At 56.8% G+C, this 21,168-nt stretch carries 19 protein-coding genes, 2 tRNA genes and 2 rRNA genes; 7 read left to right on the top strand and 16 right to left on the bottom strand.

The features are described 5' to 3' along the window. Positions 1–67: 67 nt before the first annotated feature. Both dgcA and dgcN read right to left on the bottom strand, forming a co-directional pair. Positions 68–1,033 (bottom strand): N-acetyl-D-Glu racemase DgcA, encoded by a 966-nt coding sequence (dgcA, locus tag ACP0GE_RS14195; RefSeq protein ID WP_424832571.1) that lies wholly within the window; start codon positions 1,031–1,033, stop codon positions 68–70. A gap of 74 nt (positions 1,034–1,107) precedes the next feature. Then, on the bottom strand, positions 1,108–2,109 hold the full coding sequence (gene dgcN, locus ACP0GE_RS14190; protein WP_424832570.1) for an N-acetyltransferase DgcN: 1,002 nt from the start codon (positions 2,107–2,109) through the stop codon (positions 1,108–1,110). A gap of 293 nt (positions 2,110–2,402) precedes the next feature. Here dgcN and ACP0GE_RS14185 point away from each other — a divergent pair, with 293 nt between their 5' ends. Beyond that, positions 2,403–3,362 carry an L-malyl-CoA/beta-methylmalyl-CoA lyase gene (locus ACP0GE_RS14185; protein WP_424832569.1) on the top strand — a complete coding sequence of 320 codons (960 nt, stop codon included), beginning with the start codon at positions 2,403–2,405 and terminating at the stop codon, positions 3,360–3,362. A 45-nt stretch (positions 3,363–3,407) separates the two neighbouring features. Here ACP0GE_RS14185 and ACP0GE_RS14180 read toward each other — a convergent pair whose 3' ends face one another. Beyond that, entirely contained in the window at positions 3,408–3,989 is a 582-nt protein-coding gene (locus tag ACP0GE_RS14180) for a PA14 domain-containing protein (RefSeq protein ID WP_424832568.1), read from the bottom strand. 115 nt (positions 3,990–4,104) lie between these two features. Beyond that, positions 4,105–4,557, bottom strand: a complete 453-nt coding sequence (locus ACP0GE_RS14175) for an Lrp/AsnC family transcriptional regulator (RefSeq protein ID WP_424832567.1) — start codon at positions 4,555–4,557, stop codon at positions 4,105–4,107. Positions 4,558–4,629: 72 nt separating this feature from the next. On the opposite strand from ACP0GE_RS14175, the gene ACP0GE_RS14170 reads away from it, so the two are divergent. After that, positions 4,630–5,226 carry a LysE family translocator gene (locus ACP0GE_RS14170; protein WP_424832566.1) on the top strand — a complete coding sequence of 199 codons (597 nt, stop codon included), beginning with the start codon at positions 4,630–4,632 and terminating at the stop codon, positions 5,224–5,226. A gap of 1 nt (position 5,227) precedes the next feature. Here the strand turns inward: ACP0GE_RS14170 and ACP0GE_RS14165 are convergent, their stop codons facing one another. Continuing rightward, positions 5,228–6,061 (bottom strand): AraC family transcriptional regulator, encoded by an 834-nt coding sequence (locus ACP0GE_RS14165; RefSeq protein ID WP_424832565.1) that lies wholly within the window; start codon positions 6,059–6,061, stop codon positions 5,228–5,230. A 123-nt stretch (positions 6,062–6,184) separates the two neighbouring features. Between ACP0GE_RS14165 and ACP0GE_RS14160 the strand changes: the two genes are divergently transcribed. Then, positions 6,185–7,147 carry an acetyl-CoA carboxylase carboxyltransferase subunit alpha gene (locus ACP0GE_RS14160; protein ID WP_424832564.1) on the top strand — a complete coding sequence of 321 codons (963 nt, stop codon included), beginning with the start codon at positions 6,185–6,187 and terminating at the stop codon, positions 7,145–7,147. Between the two features lie 4 nt (positions 7,148–7,151). Here ACP0GE_RS14160 and ACP0GE_RS14155 read toward each other — a convergent pair whose 3' ends face one another. The 3 genes from ACP0GE_RS14155 to ACP0GE_RS14145 all read right to left on the bottom strand — a co-directional run bounded on the left by ACP0GE_RS14155 (position 7,152) and on the right by ACP0GE_RS14145 (position 9,765). After that, entirely contained in the window at positions 7,152–8,282 is a 1,131-nt protein-coding gene (locus tag ACP0GE_RS14155) for a lytic murein transglycosylase (RefSeq protein WP_424832563.1), read from the bottom strand. A gap of 112 nt (positions 8,283–8,394) precedes the next feature. Next, entirely contained in the window at positions 8,395–9,042 is a 648-nt protein-coding gene (locus tag ACP0GE_RS14150; RefSeq protein WP_424832562.1) for a GntR family transcriptional regulator, read from the bottom strand. 30 nt (positions 9,043–9,072) lie between these two features. Next, positions 9,073–9,765 (bottom strand): M48 family metallopeptidase, encoded by a 693-nt coding sequence (locus ACP0GE_RS14145; RefSeq protein ID WP_424832561.1) that lies wholly within the window; start codon positions 9,763–9,765, stop codon positions 9,073–9,075. A 100-nt stretch (positions 9,766–9,865) separates the two neighbouring features. Between ACP0GE_RS14145 and ACP0GE_RS14140 the strand changes: the two genes are divergently transcribed. Both ACP0GE_RS14140 and ACP0GE_RS14135 read left to right on the top strand, forming a co-directional pair. Then, positions 9,866–10,189: a TIGR02300 family protein gene (locus ACP0GE_RS14140; protein WP_424832560.1), complete on the top strand. Its 324-nt coding sequence runs from the start codon at positions 9,866–9,868 to the stop codon at positions 10,187–10,189. 138 nt (positions 10,190–10,327) lie between these two features. Then, a tRNA-Ala gene (locus tag ACP0GE_RS14135) sits at positions 10,328–10,403 on the top strand. A 614-nt stretch (positions 10,404–11,017) separates the two neighbouring features. Here ACP0GE_RS14135 and ACP0GE_RS14130 read toward each other — a convergent pair. From ACP0GE_RS14130 to ACP0GE_RS14110, 5 genes are all read right to left on the bottom strand, one after another. Next, the gene (locus ACP0GE_RS14130) at positions 11,018–11,884 is read right to left on the bottom strand and encodes an alpha/beta fold hydrolase (protein WP_424832559.1); all 867 of its coding nucleotides are present in this window, start codon (positions 11,882–11,884) and stop codon (positions 11,018–11,020) included. A gap of 222 nt (positions 11,885–12,106) precedes the next feature. Then, positions 12,107–12,436, bottom strand: coding sequence for a hypothetical protein (locus ACP0GE_RS14125; protein ID WP_424832558.1), 330 nt, complete (start codon positions 12,434–12,436; stop codon positions 12,107–12,109). A gap of 162 nt (positions 12,437–12,598) precedes the next feature. Further along, positions 12,599–13,561 carry a TAXI family TRAP transporter solute-binding subunit gene (locus ACP0GE_RS14120; RefSeq protein ID WP_424832557.1) on the bottom strand — a complete coding sequence of 321 codons (963 nt, stop codon included), beginning with the start codon at positions 13,559–13,561 and terminating at the stop codon, positions 12,599–12,601. Positions 13,562–13,628: 67 nt separating this feature from the next. Further along, positions 13,629–14,651, bottom strand: coding sequence for a D-cysteine desulfhydrase family protein (locus tag ACP0GE_RS14115; RefSeq protein ID WP_424832556.1), 1,023 nt, complete (start codon positions 14,649–14,651; stop codon positions 13,629–13,631). 6 nt (positions 14,652–14,657) lie between these two features. Beyond that, entirely contained in the window at positions 14,658–15,386 is a 729-nt protein-coding gene (locus tag ACP0GE_RS14110) for a TSUP family transporter (RefSeq protein ID WP_424832555.1), read from the bottom strand. A gap of 92 nt (positions 15,387–15,478) precedes the next feature. Here ACP0GE_RS14110 and ACP0GE_RS14105 point away from each other — a divergent pair, with 92 nt between their 5' ends. Together ACP0GE_RS14105 and ACP0GE_RS14100 are read left to right on the top strand one after the other, a co-directional pair. Continuing rightward, the gene (locus ACP0GE_RS14105) at positions 15,479–16,303 is read left to right on the top strand and encodes a LysR family transcriptional regulator (protein ID WP_424832554.1); all 825 of its coding nucleotides are present in this window, start codon (positions 15,479–15,481) and stop codon (positions 16,301–16,303) included. 54 nt (positions 16,304–16,357) lie between these two features. Next, positions 16,358–17,428, top strand: a complete 1,071-nt coding sequence (locus ACP0GE_RS14100) for an IS4 family transposase (RefSeq protein ID WP_424832553.1) — start codon at positions 16,358–16,360, stop codon at positions 17,426–17,428. A gap of 347 nt (positions 17,429–17,775) precedes the next feature. Here ACP0GE_RS14100 and ACP0GE_RS14095 read toward each other — a convergent pair. The 3 genes from ACP0GE_RS14095 to ACP0GE_RS14085 form a co-directional block, all read right to left on the bottom strand. Beyond that, a tRNA-Met gene (locus ACP0GE_RS14095) sits at positions 17,776–17,852 on the bottom strand. 50 nt (positions 17,853–17,902) lie between these two features. Next, positions 17,903–18,017, bottom strand: a 5S ribosomal RNA gene (gene rrf / locus ACP0GE_RS14090). 186 nt (positions 18,018–18,203) lie between these two features. After that, positions 18,204–21,069, bottom strand: a 23S ribosomal RNA gene (locus ACP0GE_RS14085). Between the last annotated feature and the right edge of the window lie 99 nt (positions 21,070–21,168).

Below are 21,168 nucleotides of genomic sequence, written 5' to 3'. Positions count from 1 at the left end.
TTTTCGTCTCCGGGCTTCGCCCGTTCCTCACTGAAAACGATCCGGCGGATCGTTTTCCAGGCGTTCGTCACCCCCAGAGAGCCGCCGCAGGCGGGTGCACTCCGGCGCCGTCAAAAACCAGCGGTGTGTCGCGGTCTTCGGCCAATAAAAGCGGGCCGTCAAGGTCTGTTACCATCGCACCCTGCGCCAACAGTGTTGCCGGTGCCATGGCCAAAGAGCTTCCGACCATGCACCCCACCATGATCCGATATCCTTCCGCGATTGCGGCCTTGCGCAGTTCCAGCGCCTCGGTCAGGCCGCCGGTCTTGTCCAGCTTGATGTTGACCACATCATATTTGCCCTTCAACGCAGGCAGGCTGGCACGATCATGGCAGGATTCGTCGGCACAAACCGGCACAGGCCGCTCCATCCCGATCAAGGCGTCATCCTCTCCGGCAGGCAGAGGTTGTTCGACCAGCGCCACCCCCAACCGCACCAGATGCGGTGCAAGGTCAGCATAAACATCCGCCGACCAGCCTTCATTGGCGTCCACGATGATTTTCGCATCAGGCGCACCTGCACGGACGGCTTCAAGCCGGGGCATATCGTCAGGCGTACCCAACTTGATTTTCAACAAAGGACGATGCGCATGTGCAGCAGCCTGCACCTGCATCGCCTCAGGTGTGTCAAGGGATAAGGTATACGCAGTGACCTCGGGACCGGGGGTGGGTAAACCGGCCAAATCCCATACAAGTTTGCCAGCCCGTTTGGCCTCAAGGTCCCACAGCGCGCAATCCATCGCGTTCCGAGCAGCTCCGGCCGGTAGCAAATCCGGCAACATGGCGCGCGTAACATCTGACGGCAGCCCGGCAATCTCGGCCTCTACCGACTCCAGCGTCTCGCCATATCGCGCATAGGGCACGCATTCCCCCCAGCCCTGGTGCGTACCATCGGAAACCCGAACCGTTAACACCTTCGCCTCGGTCCGCGACCCGCGCGAGATGGTAAACACCTGCGCCAGTCGAAACACATCGCGAGAGACTTCAATCCGCACGTGCCCGCTCCTTCATCTTTTCAAAAATACTCCCGCCGGAGGCGGACAACCCCGCCACCAGCGTGCCCGTTAGATCAGACCGCAGCCAACGCGTCGACCAGTTTGCCAGACCCAAAGCGGAACGGATCGGTCGCAGGCAGGCCCAACTCGGCCTCCAGTGCCGACAGATACGCGCTCGCGTCGTCTTCGCTCATATGCTGAGTGTTGACGGAAATTCCGACCACCTGACAATCTGGGTTGGCGACCCGCGCGAGATGCAGCGCAGTGTCCCGCAAGGCTTCGAGAGAGGGTAACTCATACGTCGGCAATCCACGCATATGGGCGCGTGTTGGTTCGTGACACAGGATCAAAGCGTCCGGTTGGCCACCATGGATCAAAGCCATGGTCACTCCTGAATACGAGACGTGAAACAATGATCCCTGCCCTTCGATCAGATCCCAGTGATCTGCATCGTTGTCCGGCGTCAGCCACTCGACCGCACCGGCCATGAAATCGGCAATCACCGCGTCCAGCGGGACCCCGTCACCAGTGATCAGAATGCCGGTCTGACCTGTGGCCCGGAAGGTTGCCTTCATGCCGCGCTTGCGCATTTCAGCGTCCATCGCCATCGCGGTATACATCTTGCCGACCGAGCAATCGGTGCCCACAGCAAGACAGCGCTTGCCGGTCCGCTTGATCCCGTTCGCGATGGGATAGTCGACCTCGGGGATACGCACATCATGCAGCTTGCGCCCGGTTGCTTCGGCCACGGCCACCAGATCGGGCTCATCCTGCAAAAGATTGTGCAGGCCCGAGGCCAGATCGAACCCTTCTTCCAGCGCAGTCACCAGAACCTTTTTCCATTCCTGGCTGATGACACCACCCCGGTTGGCAACGCCGATAACAAGGGTCTTGGCCCCGGCTTCCCGCGCCTCGGCCAGATCCATGTCCCTCAGGCCCAGATCCGCCTTGCAGCCATCCATGCGGTATTGACCGACGGCATTTTCGGGGCGCCAGTCTTTGATGCCAATTGCGACCTTGGCGGCCAGTTGATCGGGCGCATCGCCCAGAAATAGCAGATAAGGTGTTTCGATCATCGCGCTGAACTCCTGTGATTCCGCGCAATGCTAGAGAGATTGCATCACGAGGGTTTCGCGTTTTTACTCTGTAAAATGCCATGGTTTAGAAGAACCTTGCATGATCTATTAAAATTTTCGAAGAAACTCCGCCAAACGCACCACCCCAAAGCAAAGAATAACCCTTCATGACGACCGTCAGCGGATGCTGCGCAAGCATTGCCGCACGTGCATAATGCGCCTTGCATAAGATTGCGCAATTTAATACCCAATGAACACCCAAAAACGTAACTTCATTACTCAACGAGGTTCCGATGAGCTTTCGCATCCAGCCTGCCGCCCCGGCTCGCCCCAATCGCTGCCAGCTGTTTGGCCCCGGGTCGAACACCAAGCTGTTCCCCAAAATGGCGGCCTCGGCGGCGGACGTCATCAACCTCGACCTTGAAGACTCCGTCGCTCCCTCGGACAAAGAGGTTGCCCGCGCAAATGTGATCGAGGCGCTGAACTCCGTAGACTGGGGCAAAAAATACATGTCCGTGCGCATCAATGGGCTGGATACGCCCTATTGGTATCGGGATGTTGTGGACGTGCTGGAGCAAACCGGCGACCGGCTGGATCAAATCATGATCCCCAAAGTCGGCTGCGCCGCCGATGTCTACGCGGTTGATGCGCTGGTCACAGCCATCGAACGCGCCAAGGGCCGCACCAAGCCGATTTCCTTCGAGGTAATCATCGAGTCCGCCGCAGGCATCGCCCATGTCGAGGAAATTGCCGCTTCGTCTCCGCGTCTACAGGCAATGAGCTTGGGTGCCGCAGATTTTGCGGCCTCGATGGGCATGCAGACCACCGGCATCGGCGGAACGCAGGAAAACTACTATATGCTGCGCGAGGGCAAGAAACACTGGTCCGATCCGTGGCATTGGGCACAAGCCTCCATTGTGGCCGCTTGCCGTACCCATGGTGTGCTGCCGGTGGACGGCCCGTTCGGCGATTTCTCGGATGATGACGGCTATATCGCGCAAGCCAAACGCTCGGCCACGTTGGGCATGGTTGGCAAATGGGCGATCCACCCGAAACAGATCACGCTGGCCAATCAGGTTTTCACCCCGTCAGATGAGGCCGTCTCGGAAGCGCGCGAGATTCTCGCCGCGATGGAACAGGCCAAAGCAAATGGCGAAGGAGCAACGGTTTACAAAGGCCGCCTTGTCGACATTGCGTCGATCAAACAGGCTGAGGTGATTGTCGCGCAGGCCGAGTTGATCGCAGCCAGCTGACAAAAGGCGCTTTACCGAGCGCCTTTTCACATCCTCTCTAGCCGGTCAGCGACCAAACACCTCATTGGGTGTCCACGTAAATCGCTCGCCCTGCTTGCCGGATTTCATCATCAGGCAAGACGTGCCGTATTTCTGGAAGTAGTTGATCTTGAGCGGATACCACCCGGCCTGAGGGACCTCGACCTCGGTCCGCTGGTTGGCCTCGCACCCCTGACGACCGTTGAAATACCCGATCTGCTGGCCGCCAACCCACGCGTCGATACCATCATTCGACCAGGTTTCCAGCTCATAAATTCCCGGCGCATCAAACCGGATATATCCAGTCACCTCTGCCGCCACATTGAAAGCTTCATTGAACGTCAGGACAGGATCGCCCTCGTCCGTATCCCGATAATCCAACCCGCGCAGTGGCTGCCCCGGTTGGGCCTTGCTCATCATCTGCTTGGCTTTTGCAACGGTCTGGATCTTGCGCGGCGGGTTACCTTCCCAGGCGTATTTCACATCCAATCCAGCCTTGGGGCTCGACGGTTGCGGGTTGGCCGGTTGCAACTTCAATGGCGCAGCAAATACGGCACCCGCGACCAAAGCTGTAACAGCAGCCAACGCTCCGGTACGAAAAACTTTCATTATCATCTCCCCTGAGTGGCGCCATTTGGCCACCTTGATCCCTTTGGCGTCTTTGAAATGACAGTAGGGCGTGAAATTTTGGCCTGCAAGATGGTTGAACTTCACAATTTGGGCGTCAGGCACGCATATCTTTGGGGGACCCCATCACCACATAGGACGTAATCGATGTCACATGCGGCAAGGTTCCAAGTACCTCGGTATGGAACGTCTTGTAGGCGGGAAGGTCGGCGCATTCCACACGCAACAGATATTCGATCGTGCCGGTGATGTTGTGGCATTCCACCACCTCCGGCGCATGCTGCACGGCGCGCTCGAACCCTTCTTGGGCAACTTTAGTGTGTTCTCCTAGACCTACGCCGATATACGCCACAAACCCAACGCCCATAGCCGAAGGGTTCAGAACAGCGCGATAGCCCGAAATCACACCCGAACGCTCCAGTTCCTGCACGCGGCGCAAACAAGCGGACGGAGACAACCCTACCCTGTCCGCCAAGTCCAGATTGCTAATACGCCCGTCCCGAAGGAGTTCATGCAATATCTGACGGTTTATTTCATCATCTTTCGCCATAAATTGCTAAGTTACACAATCTACGCACAGATTTGCAATTTCATTCGCTCAGTTTTCGGTGATTATCGCGCCATGACCTACGAGCTCCTTTTGGCCCTGATTGCCTTTGCCTTTGTGTCCTCAATCACTCCGGGACCGAACAACCTGATGCTGATGGCGTCGGGGGCCAATTTCGGGTTTCGCCGCACCATTCCGCATATGCTGGGAATCGGTCTGGGGTTCACGTTCATGGTCGTGCTGGTGGGGGCGGGGCTGGTACAGGTGTTCGATGCCTACCCGACAAGCTACACGTTGCTCAAAATCGCGTCGGTGGCCTATCTTCTCTATCTGGCGTGGAAAATAGCCCACGCAGCCCCGGCCAAAAGCGCCGAGGCCGCGGGGACGCCGATGACCTTTCTACAAGCCGCCGCGTTCCAATGGGTGAACCCCAAAGCCTGGGCCATGGCGCTGACCGCGATCACCGCCTACGCGCCTACTCAAACCTTCAGCACGATCCTTGTGATCGCGGTCGTGTTCGGCGCGATCAACCTGCCCTCGGTCAGTACATGGACCATTCTTGGTCAGCAAATGGCGCGGGTCCTGACAAACCCGCGCCGGTTGCTGGTGTTCAACTGGACCATGGCAGGGCTGCTGATCGCCTCTCTCTACCCGGTCCTGTGGCCAAACTGAGTTACTTGAGAGGCAGGCAAATCTCGGTCAGCAACTCCTCGGGCGGGGTTTCGCGAGGATCGTTCAGGTAGATTTCATAGCAGGGCTGATCGGCGGGCTCCACGCCGGATTCGGGTAGCCAGTTTCCGAACAGGCTGTGATAAGCGGCTTCAAGCCCGGCATACGGTCCTTTGTAGGTTAGCACCGCAGTCTTACCGCCGGGAATGTGCAGTTCTTCCAAACCATCCGGGGTCTCGCCACCCCTGAATTCTGCACCCGCATAACTGCGCAGCTGATCTTCGGGCACGTCATCCGGGCTGTCGAAATAAAGCGCGAGGACCGGTCCGACCTGTGGCCAAAGCTGACGGGATTCGCACAAGGCACCAAAAGCCTCGAAGCTTTTGCCGATTTCGGAATAGGCGCCTTTGTGCGGTAGGGCGACAACGCGACGGGCGGGTTCAGTACGGGTTTCAACGGGATGCATCGGGTATACTCCGGTTTTGAAGTTAGGATGAGCTGGCAGAAACTGACCGGCCTTGCGGAAGGCTGCGGGCGTGCTGCCGTAGGCCTCGGAAAAGGCCCGCGCAAAAGAGTTAGGGTTGGGATACCCGACATCCGACGCAATCTGCGCCACGGGCTTTTCGGACCGCACCAATGAGGTTGCTGCACGGTGCAAGCGCAGGCGACGTACCGCTTGCGCACAGGTCTCACCGGTCAGGGCGCGAAACACCCGATGCCAGTGAAACCGCGACATGGCAGCGACATCCGCCAGCGCATCCAAGGACAGATCCCCGGCGGGGTTGTCGTGGATATAAGCCAATACGCGCAGAACGCGGTCTTCATAGCTGGTTGCCATTGGCATCCTTCCTTCTCTTACTGCTTTACCGGAGTCGCATATTCCCGGCCCACAAATCTTGCTGAGTTGCATCCGCGGCAACCTCAGGTCATATAGCAGGGAACTTCCGCGTTGAGAGGCGTCATGACCCAGTATCTGGATTTCGAAAAACCGCTGGCCGAGATCGAAGGCAAAGCCGAGGAGCTACGCGCTCTGGCCCGCGCCAACGAAGAGATGGACGTGGCCGAAGAAGCAGCCGCGCTGGATGCCAAAGCCGCCAAGCTGCTGGACGAGCTTTACGGCGACCTAACCCCGTGGCGGAAATGTCAGGTTGCGCGTCACCCGGAACGCCCTCATTGCAACGATTACGTGGACGCGCTGTTTACCGAGTTTACGCCTTTGGCTGGTGACCGGAACTTTGCAGACGATCTGGCCGTCATCGGCGGTCTGGCGCGGTTCAACGATCAACCGGTCATGGTGATCGGGCATGAAAAAGGATCGGACACCAAATCGCGCATCGAACGCAATTTTGGCATGGCCCGGCCCGAAGGCTATCGCAAAGCCGTACGTCTGATGGAGATGGCAGGCCGTTTTGGTCTGCCCGTGATCACCCTGATTGATACGGCGGGCGCTTATCCCGGCAAGGGTGCCGAGGAACGCGGCCAGTCCGAGGCCATCGCGCGATCAACCGAGATGTGCCTGAAGATCGGTGTGCCGTTGGTCTCGGTCATCATCGGCGAAGGCGGGTCTGGCGGGGCTGTGGCCTTTGCCACCGCAAACCGCGTCGCGATGTTGGAGCATTCGGTTTACTCGGTGATCTCGCCCGAAGGCTGCGCGTCAATCCTGTGGAAGGATTCAGAAAAGATGCGCGAAGCAGCCGAGGCACTGCGTCTGACCGCACAGGACCTGCACAAGCTGGGCGTTTGCGATCGCATCATTGCCGAACCCAAGGGTGGTGCACATCGCGACTGCGCAGCAACCGTTGAATCGGTTCGCACTGCAATTGCCGACATGTTGAAAGAGCTGGACGGCAAAGATGCGGCGGCCCTGATCAAGGACCGCCGTCAGAAATTCCTGGATATCGGCTCAAAAGGGCTGGCGGCGTAAACCGTTAGCCGCCCAAGCGCCGCAGCAACGCAACCGAGGGCTCACCCGTCACGGCCAGACCATTGGCGCGCTGATAAGCGCTGATGGCGGACTTGGTGTTGTTGCCGATCACCCCATCCGCACCCTGCGTATCGTAACCTGCTGCGGTCAGGCGGCGCTGTAACTCTTTCCGATCCTCCAGTGTCAGACCTGTTTCATCCGGCCCGAATGAGGCCTGAAACGGTGCGCCACCCGCAATCCGGTCGGACAGGTGCCCAACACCAATCGCGTAGCTGTCCGAATTGTTGTAGCGCTTGATCACCTGAAAATTGCGGAACACGGCGATACGCGGCCCAGGCACCTGCGGCTGCAAGACCGCAACCGGGGAACCGGATACCGTTCCGGCCTCGCCACCCCAAGGCTGTCCACGCACCCATCCCGCCCGCGACAGATAAGCCGCGGTGGAGGCCAGTGAATCCGTAGGATCCTCAGACCAGATATCCCGCCGCCCGTCACCAGTGAAGTCCACCGCATAGGCCAGATACGAGGTCGGGATGAACTGTGTATGCCCCATGGCTCCGGCCCAGGACCCGGTCATGTTGGCCGGCGTCGTGTCCCCCTCTTGGATGATCTTCAAGGCTGCCACCAGTTGCTTTTCAAAAAACTCACCGCGTCGCCCATCATAGGCCAGTGTGGACGTTGCCGAGATCACCGGCACATCCCCACGACGTGCGCCGTAACGGCTCTCCAGCCCCCAGACGGCCACGACAACCTCTCTGTTGACACCGTACTGTGCCTCGATCTGCGACAGGGTGCCTGCGTGGCGCACAAGCATCTGCTTGCCGGTTTCGATCCGTTCGTCCGAGGCGGCAATGGCCAGATAATCCTCTAGCGAGCGTTTGAACTCGACCTGATTGCGGTCACGCTCAATGACACCGGGCAAATAGCCCGCCCCCTGAAAGGCGCGATTGATCGTCGTCTGAGAAATTCCCTGAGATGTGGCGCGCCCTTTGAAATTTGCAACCCATGCGTCCCACCCGGCGTTGGGCACAGACTGCATCCGCGAAGCCGGTGCGCTGGACGGCGCACTACCGCCCGAACAGGCGGCCAGGAGGGTTGACCCAAGCCCAATAGAAAAGGTCCGTCGATTGATCATGTCTGAAATCTGCTCTTGTTTGTGATTTGCCCCAGGATAGCGCAAGGGCATCATTCAAACCAGATCGGCAACACACCCAACGCGGCGTTTTAGGGGTTCGGCGATAAGCCGCTCAACTCACCAACAGGCGCAGCCCCTGCGTCACGTCAGACCGCACCGCCAGACGCAGCCCCGGCTCATCTCCGGCCTTGAGCGCGGCGATGATCAGCTTGTGGTAATGCGGCGGCTCAGTGCGCCGCAAACGCCCGTAAAGCGCGCGCATCGTCGGCCCGAGTTGCAGCCAGACCGTCTCGGCCATCGCCAGCATCGCCGGAGCCTGAGCCCGCAGATACAATGTACGGTGAAATTCCAGATTTGACCGGATGTAACCGACGGCATCACGTTTCGTCACCATCTCGGCCACGGTCATGTTGATGCTCTGCAACCGGTCGATCAGGGCCATATGAGCACGTGGCAAAGCGCGACTGGCCAGTTCGACCTCTAGCAGCGCCCGCAAGGCGGCCAGTTCCTCGATCCTGTCGTTGGTGAGTTCCGGTGTAGACACCCGCCCAGAGGTGGATAGGAACAAAGCGCCTTCAGCCGCCAGCCGACGCACGGTCTCACGCGCAGGCGTCATCGAGACACCGAATTCCTTGCCGATTCCCCGCAGGGTCAAGGCCTGACCCGGCGCAATCTCGCCATGCATGATCCGGGACCGAAGCGCGCGATAGACACGGTCATGCGTAGCTGTCTGCGAGTCGGTGGGGCGTGTGGTCAACATTGCCCCATGTGATCACAAAATGCGCCCGGGTCAACTCGCAGGGTCAAATCGATACCGATGTAGATCGGCACCATGATCGCGCAACCACCGTCTGGGGGCTTGGTACGGTCCAAAGATGCGTTCGACCTGCGCCCAAAAGGCCGGGGAATGATTCATCTCGGCCAGGTGGGCCACTTCGTGGGCCGCCACGTAGTGTAACACGTCAGGCGGCGCCAAAATCAGACGCCAGGAAAACATCAGGGCTCCGGTGGAACTGCACGACCCCCAACGGGATCGCGTATCGCGCATTGTCAGGCCGGAGTACGGCCGCCCCAAAATCGCAGCATAATCATCACAGGCTTCAGTCAGGCGATCCCGAGCCAGCTCTTTGAGGAACCTCGCCAGCCTGCGCGCCTCTGCCCCCTTGGGAACAGCGATTTCTGATGTGCCCAACTGAACCCTTCGACCACTCGCCAAAACGATTCGCCGCTCCACACCTTCAACAGGAATGCTCTGGCCATATTGGACTGTTGCCGGATCCGGGCGGTCTTGCAGATGCTGGCGAATCCAATCTTCCTTCTGCTGTGCAAAATCCAAAGCCTCGGTTTCGGCAACACCCCGGGGATAAGTCAGTGTAACCCGCCCATCCAATTGAGAAATCCTTAAAGATATCCGCCGCGCCCGCGCCGATTTGCGCAATGTCAGCGGCACCGGCGGCGATCCGGGCAGTGCGTGTCGCCCCATGGGCCGTTCTCCTTCGCGCAAAGGCTTTGACAGTGCCTGCCGCTTGTGGCAGGTGACCTGAATCATTGATGAGATTCACCTGATATCAAGGGGATTTGATATGCCCAAGGAAGAATGGGGCGTAAAGCGTGTTTGCCCGACAACCGGCAAACGTTTTTACGACCTGAACAAGGACCCGATCGTCAGCCCCTACACCGGCGAGATCGTGGAACTGGAAACCGGCAAAAGCCGAATGATCGCCGCAGACGCCGAGGATGCCGCATCGGTCAAAGCCCGCGAGTCATCTTCGGATGAAGATCTGGTTCTGGACGATGACGACAACGTCGATGTCGAACTGGATGATGACCTGCTGGAAGATGACGACGACAACGACAACGTGCCGTTGGATGACATCAAGGACATGTCCTCAGAAGAGGAGTCCTGACCCTTACCCGAGGCGGCCCCGGCCGCCTCGCTTAGCCGCATGCTGGCCGCAATTCTTTTATCCTGAATTCGTTTTTAGTCTTGCGCTCGGCAGCAGCGTCTCATAAACGTCCGTGCACCGCTGCGGCGGTACCTACATGGGGCCTTAGCTCAGTTGGGAGAGCGCTTGCATGGCATGCAAGAGGTCAGGGGTTCGACTCCCCTAGGCTCCACCAAAACCTAACAATACAACTAGACAGCAAGCATTAGAGCGGTGTGACACACAGGTGTGACACAAAATGAAGCTGCATGCGTATCTCTCACTGTCCCGACATGGCATCTACTACTTCCGTTGGCCACTGCCCGACACAAGACCAAAACCCCCGGAGAGTTTCGAACGGAGAAAGGTGACGATTAATGCTGATTTCAATTCAAATTAAAAGGGAACGCCCTACAGTTGTGGATTTAATCCAATTTTGATTGAAAATTGATGCTTGCGGCACCATCGGTCATTTGGGGCTGAAATCAGCCAACGGGTCAGCGAAACGTGAATGCCTCCAATGGGTCACAAACTTAGTTTTTCAAAGTCTGCTTTCTACGTGTTGCCGTCGTTGGCGCGGACTGCAGCATCCGGTAACCTGGGCTCTAAGCTGCCATTGGAGCGGACGCAGCACCTTGGACCGTGTTGGCCCACCTTGGGTGAGGAGCGGCCCACAGCCGATGTTGAGCGCGCCGTTTCGTTTCTGCAATCACAACCCGATTCCCGGGCATTCGCTGCGATTGCAGGTACAGGACCGGTCCAAACCGGCACTTTCCGCCCGCTCCAAATGTTCACCCGGCATTCACCATGCTAAGACAGACTGGCAACCGCGCCGACAAATTCGGCCCACCGTTCGCGATCCACAAACCCATAATGCCCTGCGCCTAACCACTCGTGCGCTGTGCAATTGGGAAGTTCAGAACAAAGGTGTCTAGGCATTTCCGGAGAGATGATATCGTCCGCAGTGCCATAAAACATCTCCACCGGTTGCCGGATCGCCTTTGGCGAAAATCCCCAGTCCCAAAGAGCCATCGTCATTTCGAAAACACCTTCCTCGTGTTGTTGGTAACCAAGACGAAAGTTCTCTTCGAACAAGGCCTGCTGCTCTGGATTGCGGAGTATTGTTTTGGCTTCGTTGGGCATTTGGTCAGCGACAGACTCCACGTATGAAGGGATGTCTTTCAGAGCACTTTTGGCGCCCACACGCTCTGCCCAGCGGATCAGCAGGGTCAGATGGTGCAATTTCGCGACGGTCTTCAGGTCCTTCAGCACCAGCATTTTGGTGACGCCGGGCTCATCGAATGGCGCCACGGGAGAAGCAAGTGCGACCTTACGCACTCGTTCCGGCATGTGGAATGCCACCGCTAAAGCGTGGGGTCCGCCGCCGGAATGGCCCGCGACGTTGAAGGTATCCAGGCCAAGATGGTCAGCCAGGTCCTCCATGTCAGCGCCCCAATCAACCATTTTCCGATCCTTCTTCGGACTCGATCCTCCTACACCGGGCTGGTCTGCTGCAATCCATCGCACTCCAAGAGAAGCGGTTAGGTCGTCGTCAGGTTGACGAATGACGTGAGAGTCGGAAAACCCATGGCTAAAAATCACAGGTGTTCCTTTCGGGTCGCCGTAAGTGCTGAATGCGAGCGTTCTACCATCTCTGAGATTCATTTGTTTGGTCAAGTTATTCTCCTAAACCAAGTAATCTTTAGTCTCTGGTGAAGATTTAACCCAAGGGCACGAGCCCAAGCTCTGTTAGACACCATAGATTTAGTTCGCGTTGAGAAACGCTGACGATCGTTTGGGCTCAATACGGACCCCTCCATCTGATCGGAAACAACCAGATCAAGCGCTGTGAAAAGCTCCAACTTCTCGGAGCTTTCGCCGGTACGTTTGCATCCATACCTAATCGGTGAATGTATATTCACCCAGATCACACAGGTTCAGTGCGTAATCTTCGGCTTCGGACCCATCGGCAAAGACGCCACGGACATCGTAGACACAGGTCGTCAGACCATCTGCGATATCCACGCCAATTTCATATCCGGGGGCGAGGTACCCACCCGCCAAAAGATTATCCTCCCAATCGTCGGATGACGCGGGGGAGATGTTGAATTCTACTAGGTCCTCACTGCTGTCGTTATACAGCAGGAATTCCAGATCTTCCGCTTGAGCAGGCGATTGAACGGCGAATGCCGCCAACACCAGTGCTGCGGAGATTAGAGATTTCGTCATGTTGGTCCTTTTGTTTGATCGATAAACTGGTTGTGGCCCACGTTTGGGTGCGAGTGGTGATGTGAGCGCGGTGCGATAACCAGACGTATCGCAGCCGCGCTCACCTTGGTTTCACAGAGGTCTCGGCATGTGGTGGGCAAGAATTGCGGGTGATTTCACCGTTTATTCCAACAGTCCTTTTTCCTGATAGTACTTCAGCGCACCCGGATGAATTGGCGCTGAGAGACCTGCCGTCACCATTTCCTCTTTGGTCAGGTTGGCGAAGGCCGGGTGGAAGGTGCGGAAATCGTCGAAATTCTCAAAGATGGACGACACCAACGCATAGACCGCTTCGTCAGAAACATTCGCCGATGTGACCAGTGTTGCACCAACCCCAAAGGTCTCGACGTCGTTATCGGTGCCGCGATACATGCCGCCGGGAATTGTGGCCGAGCGGTAATAGGCGTTGTTGTCGATCAAACCCGTTACGGCCTCGCCGGTCACAGGAACCAGCTTGGCGTCGCACGTGGTAGCAGCCTCGGTCAGGTTGCCCGAGGGATGGCCGGCCGTGATGATGAACGCGTCGATCTGGTTGTCGCACAATGCACTGGATTGCTCGGCTGACTTCAACTCGGCGGCAAGGGCGAACGTATCCTTGGACCAGCCTTTGGCGTCCATCAGCACCTCCATAGTGCCGCGCTGGCCAGAACCCGGGTTGCCGATGTTGACCCGCTTACCCGCCAGATCGTCAAAATGCTCGATCCCCGAGTCTGCGCGCACCATCACGTTGAACGGCTCCGCGTGGACGGAAAACACTGCACGCAGGTCTTCGAAAGGTCCGGCTTCTTCAAATTTCGAGGTGCCATTGAGCGCGTGGAACTGCCAGTCGGATTGGGCCACGCCAAATTCCAGCTCACCTTCGCGGATCGTGTTGATGTTATAGACAGAACCGCCGGTGGATTCGACCGTGCAGCGCACGCCGGTTTCCTTGCGGTTCTTGTTCATCAGGCGACAGATTGATCCGCCGGTGGGATAATAAACCCCGGTCACACCACCGGTGCCGATCGTGACAAACTCTTCTGCCTGTGCCGCCACACCTCCGAACGCCAGTGCCATCGCCGAAGCCAGGATAAGGTTCTTTTTCATCGTTTACTCCCTTTCTCTTTTCTCATTTCGTTTTCTAATAAATGCGGCGTCAGAGCACCGCGTTCTTTCAGATCGATTCAAGTACTTCCTGATATCCAAACAATGCCGGAAGCCCTCCGGTATGCAGCATGACGACCTTTTGTCCCTTGCTGATCACACCCTCGTCCAGCAGCCCCATCAGCCCGGCAAATGTCTTTGCCGAGTAGACCGGGTCCAAAAAGATGCCTTCGGTACGTGCCATGAGGGTCAGGGCATCACGGGTTCCCTGCCCGACTTGCCCATATCCGGGGGCCAGCGCGCCATCCCAGACATTGATGCTGTTCAGGACAATCGCCGGGTCGAACCCCATCAAGGTTGCCAATTTACCCAGGACTTTTTCCATGCGTGCGTGCTGCTGAGCCTGATCGCGGCGCACGCAGATGCCATAGACGGGCGCTTGCGCGCCGGACAGTCGTAGCCCTGTCAAAAAACCGCCGTGGGTCGAGCCACTGCCCGACGGCACGACCGCAGCATCAAAATCGCTGATCTGCGCGCCCAGTTCCGCACCACCTTGCACATAGCCCAATGCCCCCAAAGGCGGGTGATCGATACCAAGGTGGATGACATAGGGCCGATGGCCGGCGGCCACCAGCTGAGCTGCCCTGTCGTGCAGCGCATTGTCTGCGCCAACCTCATCTTCACCCACCGGAAAGTGCATATGTTCTGCGCCCAGTATTTTGGCGAGCAGCACATTGCCCGAGCGGTAATACTGTTCTCCCATCCCCGGCACCCGCTCTTCCAGTTGTAGAACGGATTTCATCCCCAGACGGGCGGCGGCGGCGGCTGCCGTGCGTACAAAATTCGACTGCACGGCTCCGGTTATCAGAACGGTATCAGCCTGCTGTTGCAGCGCTTCACCAAAATAGAATTCCAACTGACGGGTCTTGTTACCGCCAAAGCTAAGCCCGGTCAGGTCGTCCCGCTTAAGCCAGAGGTCAATGCCAAGCTGGTCCGACAGGCGATCCAGCCTTTCGACCGGTGTGATTTCGGTCATCAGGCGGGCGCGAGGGAACTCGGACAGCTTTTGGTCGATATTCATCTCTATAGTCATCACGTTTCATCCAACCAGGTAGGCACGGCGGAACAGGGCTGCGCAGGCGAGGATTGAAATTAACCGAATGGCATGGGTAATGGCCTGCTGTGGCAGCAGCGGGCCAATCAGGTGTCCTAACAGACTGCCCACAATAGTGGCGGCGACAAACGGCCAAAGCCATGGAGCGCTTGCAAAGGCTGCCCAGTCCGACAGGCAGTGCAACGCAAAGGCAGAACCATATGCGATCAGTGCCACAGGCTGTACCAACCTGCGCGCTTCGTGTGGGGTTCGACCCGATGCCAGAAAGCCCAGAATCATCAAGGGGCCGGGGGTCGCCGCCCAGACTGTGGCAAGGCCAGACAGGCCCGAGATTGCCTGAAATCCCTTTGGGCCAACCCTGTTTTCCTGCGGCAACAACGAGGTGGCAACTCCGACAAGTAAAAGAACGCCCGTCAGGACCAACACCAGGCGTTCCGAAAGATAAGGGTAAATCAAAAGACCCAGAGCGATGCCCGCAATGCACCCAAAGACTGCATTTCGGATCAATGCTTTGTTCTTCAACCACACCCGCCTGTCCGACGCGACAAGCGATACGAGCGTATTCAACATGAGCAAAACCGGAACAGCCGTGGTCGTCCCCAGCAACACCATCATCACGGGCGCTGCGACGATACTGAACCCAATCCCGACCCCAACCTGAATCGCGGCACCTGTCACAATGGCAAGCAGCAAGATCAGTAGGTCAGTGGGCACGTTTCGATCCATCGTTACGCAGTTCATACTTGGAACGGTAACGCCAATCGACCTTAATGAAAAATCATCTTATTGTATTTATTGATACATCAATGTTATCAGTACCTATGCGTATAACTGCCCGACAGATTGAGCTTTTCCAGATGGCCTACCGCCATCGGTCCACACGAAAGGCGGCAGATGCCCTGTACATATCTCAGCCCGCCATAAGCCGTGTCGTCGCTGAGCTTGAGGCAGAAATGGGCGTGCCATTGTTCGATAGATCAGGACGCAAGTTCGAACCAACCTCTGCAGCACATAGCCTGCAGCAAGCAGTTCAAAAACACTATCAGGGTTTGGAACGGATCCATGAGGCCGCAATCCAGATCGCCTCTGGCACCGGTGGGCATTTGCGTGTGGCCACGGTTCCGGCGGTGGCCGACACCCGCGTGGCAGTTGCGGCGGGCAAGCTCATGGCTGAACTCTCCGCCCTTAGGGTGGATGTCGATGTCCTCGACGAGAAAGCCGGGATGGCCGCGTTGCGCGAAGGACGAGTGGATTGCGCAATTGTATCCTCTGACCCCGGTGACCCAAATCTAGCTTGCACCCGTCTGGCCGACCTGCAACCTGTTGTGATTGTACCTCGCGATGATCCACTGGCCGACGCAAGCAAAGTCTCGGCTGCCAAACTCGCGGAGGCCCCTCAAATCATGCTGACGCCTCATAGCCCGTTCCGACGTGCTGTGGAGATAATGTTCGACAGCTGTGAGGTTTCGTTTCAGGTCAGAGCCGAAGTCCAGACGCAATCCGCTATGGTAAGCATGGTCGCCCAAGGCGCAGGCCGCGCAATTGTCGACAAAGATATTCTGGGCGCGTCGAATGCAAATGGTGTATCTGCTGTGCCTTTGACCCCTGTACACGACAGTAGGTATGGTTGAGGGCGCTGATCTGTGATTTTGGTTGGGATTCTTCAGTTTGCGATGGAGCATCCCATGATCCGAAAAGCGATCGACACCCTCTCGGCAAAGCTATCCGAGTGTTTGTCGCTGAGCAATAGCCGCCTTGAAACGCTCTGCCTTTTGGTGATCGGCATTGCCAGCGTTCGAACGGTCAATTTGAGCCACATCAGCGGCGAGATGCCAACACAGGCCAAGGTTGAAAGCACCTACCGCCGCTTGCAGCGTTTTTTCCAGTATGTTGATCTGAGGGAAGATTGGTCTGCACGCCTTGTGGTCCGGATGCTCGGGCTCTCCGGAAGCTGGAACCTGTGCCTTGATCGCACCAATTGGAAGATCGGGCGCAAAGAGATCAACCTGCTGGTTCTTGCCATTGCCACGCGCCGGTATCGGGTGCCATTGATGTGGACGGTTCTGGGCAAGGCGGGCAACAGCAACACCAAACAACGCATTGCACTGATGAAACGTTATCTGGGCCTGTTCGGAGCCAAAAGCATCAAGTGTCTCTTGGCGGACCGTGAGTTCATCGGCCTTGATTGGCTGACTTTCCTGCATGAGCAGGATGTTCCTTTCATCATTCGCGTAAAGTCGAACCAGTATGTCACTTGCGAAGATGGCACCCGGCAAAGCTTGCGAAATCTGTTGCGCACCTGCCGTGGAAAGCGGACCTTTACCGCCCACTTCGGAGCAGCAGGGGACACCGATCCGATGTGGTTGAACTTTGCTGCCAAGCGTCTCAAGGGCAAGGAATTGCTGATCGTGGCCACGAACCGTCCAGCCCACCATGCCTTAACCACTTACAGCCAACGTTGGGCCATCGAATGCCTGTTCGCGGAAGCAAAAACCAAAGGCTTCAACCTGGAGGACACCCGGCTCTCAATCGCGAAAAAGTTGAGCTTGCTCATCGGGATTGTCGCCCTCGCCATGGCATGGGCGGCGAAGATGGCATCCAAGAAACTTGGCACCCAAAAGCGCCCCAGAAAATCACATGGCAGGTACGCCAAGTCCATCTTCCGCATCGGCCTCGACGAAATCAGAAGGCTCTTGCGAACCCATCCAGAACAAGCCTTCCGACATTGGCCCAAACTCAGACATAAAATCGCATGAGTCGTGCACAGGGGCCTTTGACATCAAACCTCAGCTGGCCAGTCCGAATGATCACCTTCTCCGCATCAAATGACATTCCCGGCTTGCAAAGATTTACGGATGAGCTGAAAGAGCACCGGGGTCGGGGCTACATGCAACGCTTACCTTCCAGTGGGTTTGGCGGAATGCAAAAAAGCCCCGCGTGATGCGAGGCTAAGTGTTTGATATCTGACTGAGAAGATTGTTTGCGGGAGTAGGATTTGAACCTACGACCTTTGGGTTATGAGCCTGACGAGGTGAAGACGTTAAGCAATTGATCCAGTGGATCAATTGTAGTCTGAACGGGCTGTACTGAGATTTTCTGACGCTGGTTGCGGGAGCAGGATTTGAACCTGCGACCTTCAGGTTATGAGCCTGACGAGCTACCGGGCTGCTCCATCCCGCGTCAGAGTCAGATTTGTTTCATCGTATTAGAGAGATTTGGGCTTTTTCTAGGTTTGGCGGTGACCTACTCTCCCGGGGCTTAAGCCCAAGTACCATTGGCGCGGCAGTGCTTAACTTCCGGGTTCGGTATGGGACCGGGTGTTTCACTTGCGCTATGACCACCAAACCGAGGAAAAGCCCACGTCGCGTCTTTGCCTTTGGCAAAGCGCGACGTGCAGGAGGCAGCGTATTCGCGAAGCGGATGCGCGTTCCTGCACGGTTGTTATGTCAATCAACATCGCGGCTTGGCGCTGCGACGCTATCCCTAGTCAAGGTCGGTGTATGCTTTGGTCTTGTCTTTCCATTACTGGATCAAATCAAGCCTATCGGGCGATTAGTACCGGTCAACTGAACGCATTACTGCGCTTACATCTCCGGCCTATTGACGTGGTGGTCTTCCACGGCCCTCAGGGAGACCTTGTTTTGAGGGGGGCTTCCCGCTTAGATGCCTTCAGCGGTTATCCTGTCCGATCATAGCTACCCAGCACTGCCGTTGGCACGACAACTGGTCCACCAGTGGATCGTTCACCCCGGTCCTCTCGTACTAGGGGCAACTCCTCTCAAGTCTCCTACACCCACGGCAGATAGGGACCGAACTGTCTCACGACGTTCTAAACCCAGCTCACGTACCTCTTTAAACGGCGAACAGCCGTACCCTTGGGACCTGCTCCAGCCCCAGGATGAGATGAGCCGACATCGAGGTGCCAAACACTGCCGTCGATATGGACTCTTGGGCAGTATCAGCCTGTTATCCCCGGCGTACCTTTTATCCGTTGAGCGATGGCCCTTCCACTCGGGACCACCGGATCACTATGGCCGTCTTTCGACTCTGCTCGACTTGTCAGTCTCGCAGTCAGGCTGGCTTCTGCCATTGCACTCAACGAGCGATTTCCGACCGCTCTGAGCCAACCTTCGCGCGCCTCCGTTACGCTTTAGGAGGCGACCGCCCCAGTCAAACTACCCGCCACGCAGGGTCCCGGATCCGGATAACGGACCGCGGTTAGACATCAAGAGTGCGAAGGGTGGTATCTCAAGGGAGGCTCCACAGGGACTTGCGTTCCTGCTTCAAAGCCTACCACCTATCCTGCACATCACAATCCTGATGCCAGTGCGAAGCTGTAGTAAAGGTGCACGGGGTCTTTCCGTCTAACCGCGGGAAGCCTGCATCTTGACAGGCAATTCAATTTCGCTGAGTCGATGTTGGAGACAGCGGGGAAGTCGTTACGCCATTCGTGCAGGTCGGAACTTACCCGACAAGGAATTTCGCTACCTTAGGACCGTTATAGTTACGGCCGCCGTTTACCTGGGCTTCAATTCAAGGCTCTCACCTCTCCTTTTAACCTTCAGGCACCGGGCAGGCGTCAGACCCTATACGTCGTCTTGCGACTTCGCAGAGCCCTGTGTTTTTAATAAACAGTCGCCACCCCCTGGTTTGTGCCCCCAGCCCCTAGTTGCCTAGGAACCGGGCCTCCTTCTCGCGAACTTACGGAGGTATTTTGCCGAGTTCCTTCAACATCGTTCTCTCAAGCGCCTTGGTATGCTCTACCAGTCCACCTGTGTCGGTTTAGGGTACGGTCTGATGGAGGGCTATTTCCAGGAACCACTCAGCAGCCCAATCAATCCGATAAGATTGAACTACACCTGTGATCCGTCACATCCTCCTGGCCTAGGAATATTAACCTAGTTCCCATCGCCTACGCCTTTCGGCCTCGGCTTAGGGGCCGGCTTACCCTGCTCAGATTAGCTTTAAGCAGGAACCCTTGGACTTTCGGCGAGAGTGTCTCTCACACTCTTTGTCGCTACTCATGTCATCATTCTCACTAGTGATCTCTCCACCGGATGGCTCACGCCCCGGCTTCATCGAAAGAACCTATGTCTGCGCTACCGCCTATTCGGCTACTTGAGCGCGGTTGCCCGCGCCGCATAACCGGCGGCAATATAGACAAGGTTCTATGTCACACTACGCTCTGCTACCGATGCTTACGCATCCCTAGACTTCGGCTCATGGCTTGAGCCCCGTTACATCTTCGCCGCAGGACAACTTATTTAGACCAGTGAGCTGTTACGCTATCTTTAAAGGATGGCTGCTTCTAAGCCAACCTCCTGGTTGTTTTGGTCGTCCCACCTGCTTTCCCACTTAGCCATGAATTGGGGGCCTTAGTCGTAGGTCAGGGTTGTTTCCCTCTCCACTACGGACGTTAGCATCCGCAGTGTGTCTGCCATCTAGTACTCCCGGGTATTCGGAGTTTGGTTAGGATCAGTAAGCCTGTGGGGCCCCATTACCCATCCAGTGCTCTACCCCCCGGGGTATTCGGATGACGCTCTACCTAAATAGATTTCGCAGAGAACCAGCTATCTCCGAGTTTGATTGGCCTTTCACCCCTAGGCACAGCTCATCCCGATCCTTTTCAACGGATGTGGGTTCGGTCCTCCAGTAAGTGTTACCTTACCTTCAACCTGGCCATGCCTAGATCACTCGGTTTCGGGTCTGATCCCACGAACTCATGCGCCCTATTAAGACTCGCTTTCGCTACGCCTACACCTAACGGCTTAAGCTTGCTCGTGAGACCAAGTCGATGACCCATTATACAAAAGGTACGCCGTCAGCTCGCAAGGAGCCTCCGACTGATTGTAGGCGTTCGGTTTCAGGTACTGTTTCACTCCCCTCGTCGGGGTGCTTTTCACCTTTCCCTCACGGTACTGGTTCGCTATCGGTCAGCAAGGAGTACTTAGCCTTCGAAGGTGGTCCTCCGATCTTCAGACAGAATTTCACGTGTTCCGCCCTACTTAATACGTCCATCAAAGCTTCCTATACGGGGCTGTCACCCGCTATGGCCACGCTTCCCAACGTGTTCTAGTCACTTATCTGGCTCGGCTGGTCCCCGTTCGCTCGCCGCTACTAGGGGAGTATCAATTGATTTCCTTTCCTCCGGGTACTTAGATGTTTCAGTTCCCCGGGTTTGCTCTTAAAACCCTATGTATTCAGGTCTTAAGTACTTGGTTAAGCGACATATTGATTAGCAAAACTAACAATATGAAGCTTTCAAGTGGGTTGCCCCATTCAGAGATCCATGGATCAAAGCTTATTCTCAGCTCCCCATGGCTTATCGCAGAGTATCACGTCTTTCATCGCCTCTTGCTGCCAAGGCATTCACCAAACGCCCTTCTCGCGCTTGATTTGATCCAGAAAAAGAAAGACTGGATTTGCGAAGCAAATCCATGGGTCGGAAGCTGGAACAACCAACCCCTTTTTCTGAACCAAAAGCATACTTTCCCGC

Origin of the sequence: Ruegeria sp., from assembly GCF_965243365.1 — a bacterium.
In the GTDB taxonomy this organism is placed as follows: Bacteria; Pseudomonadota; Alphaproteobacteria; order Rhodobacterales; family Rhodobacteraceae; genus Ruegeria.
This window is presented reverse-complemented; position numbering and strand designations above follow the sequence as displayed.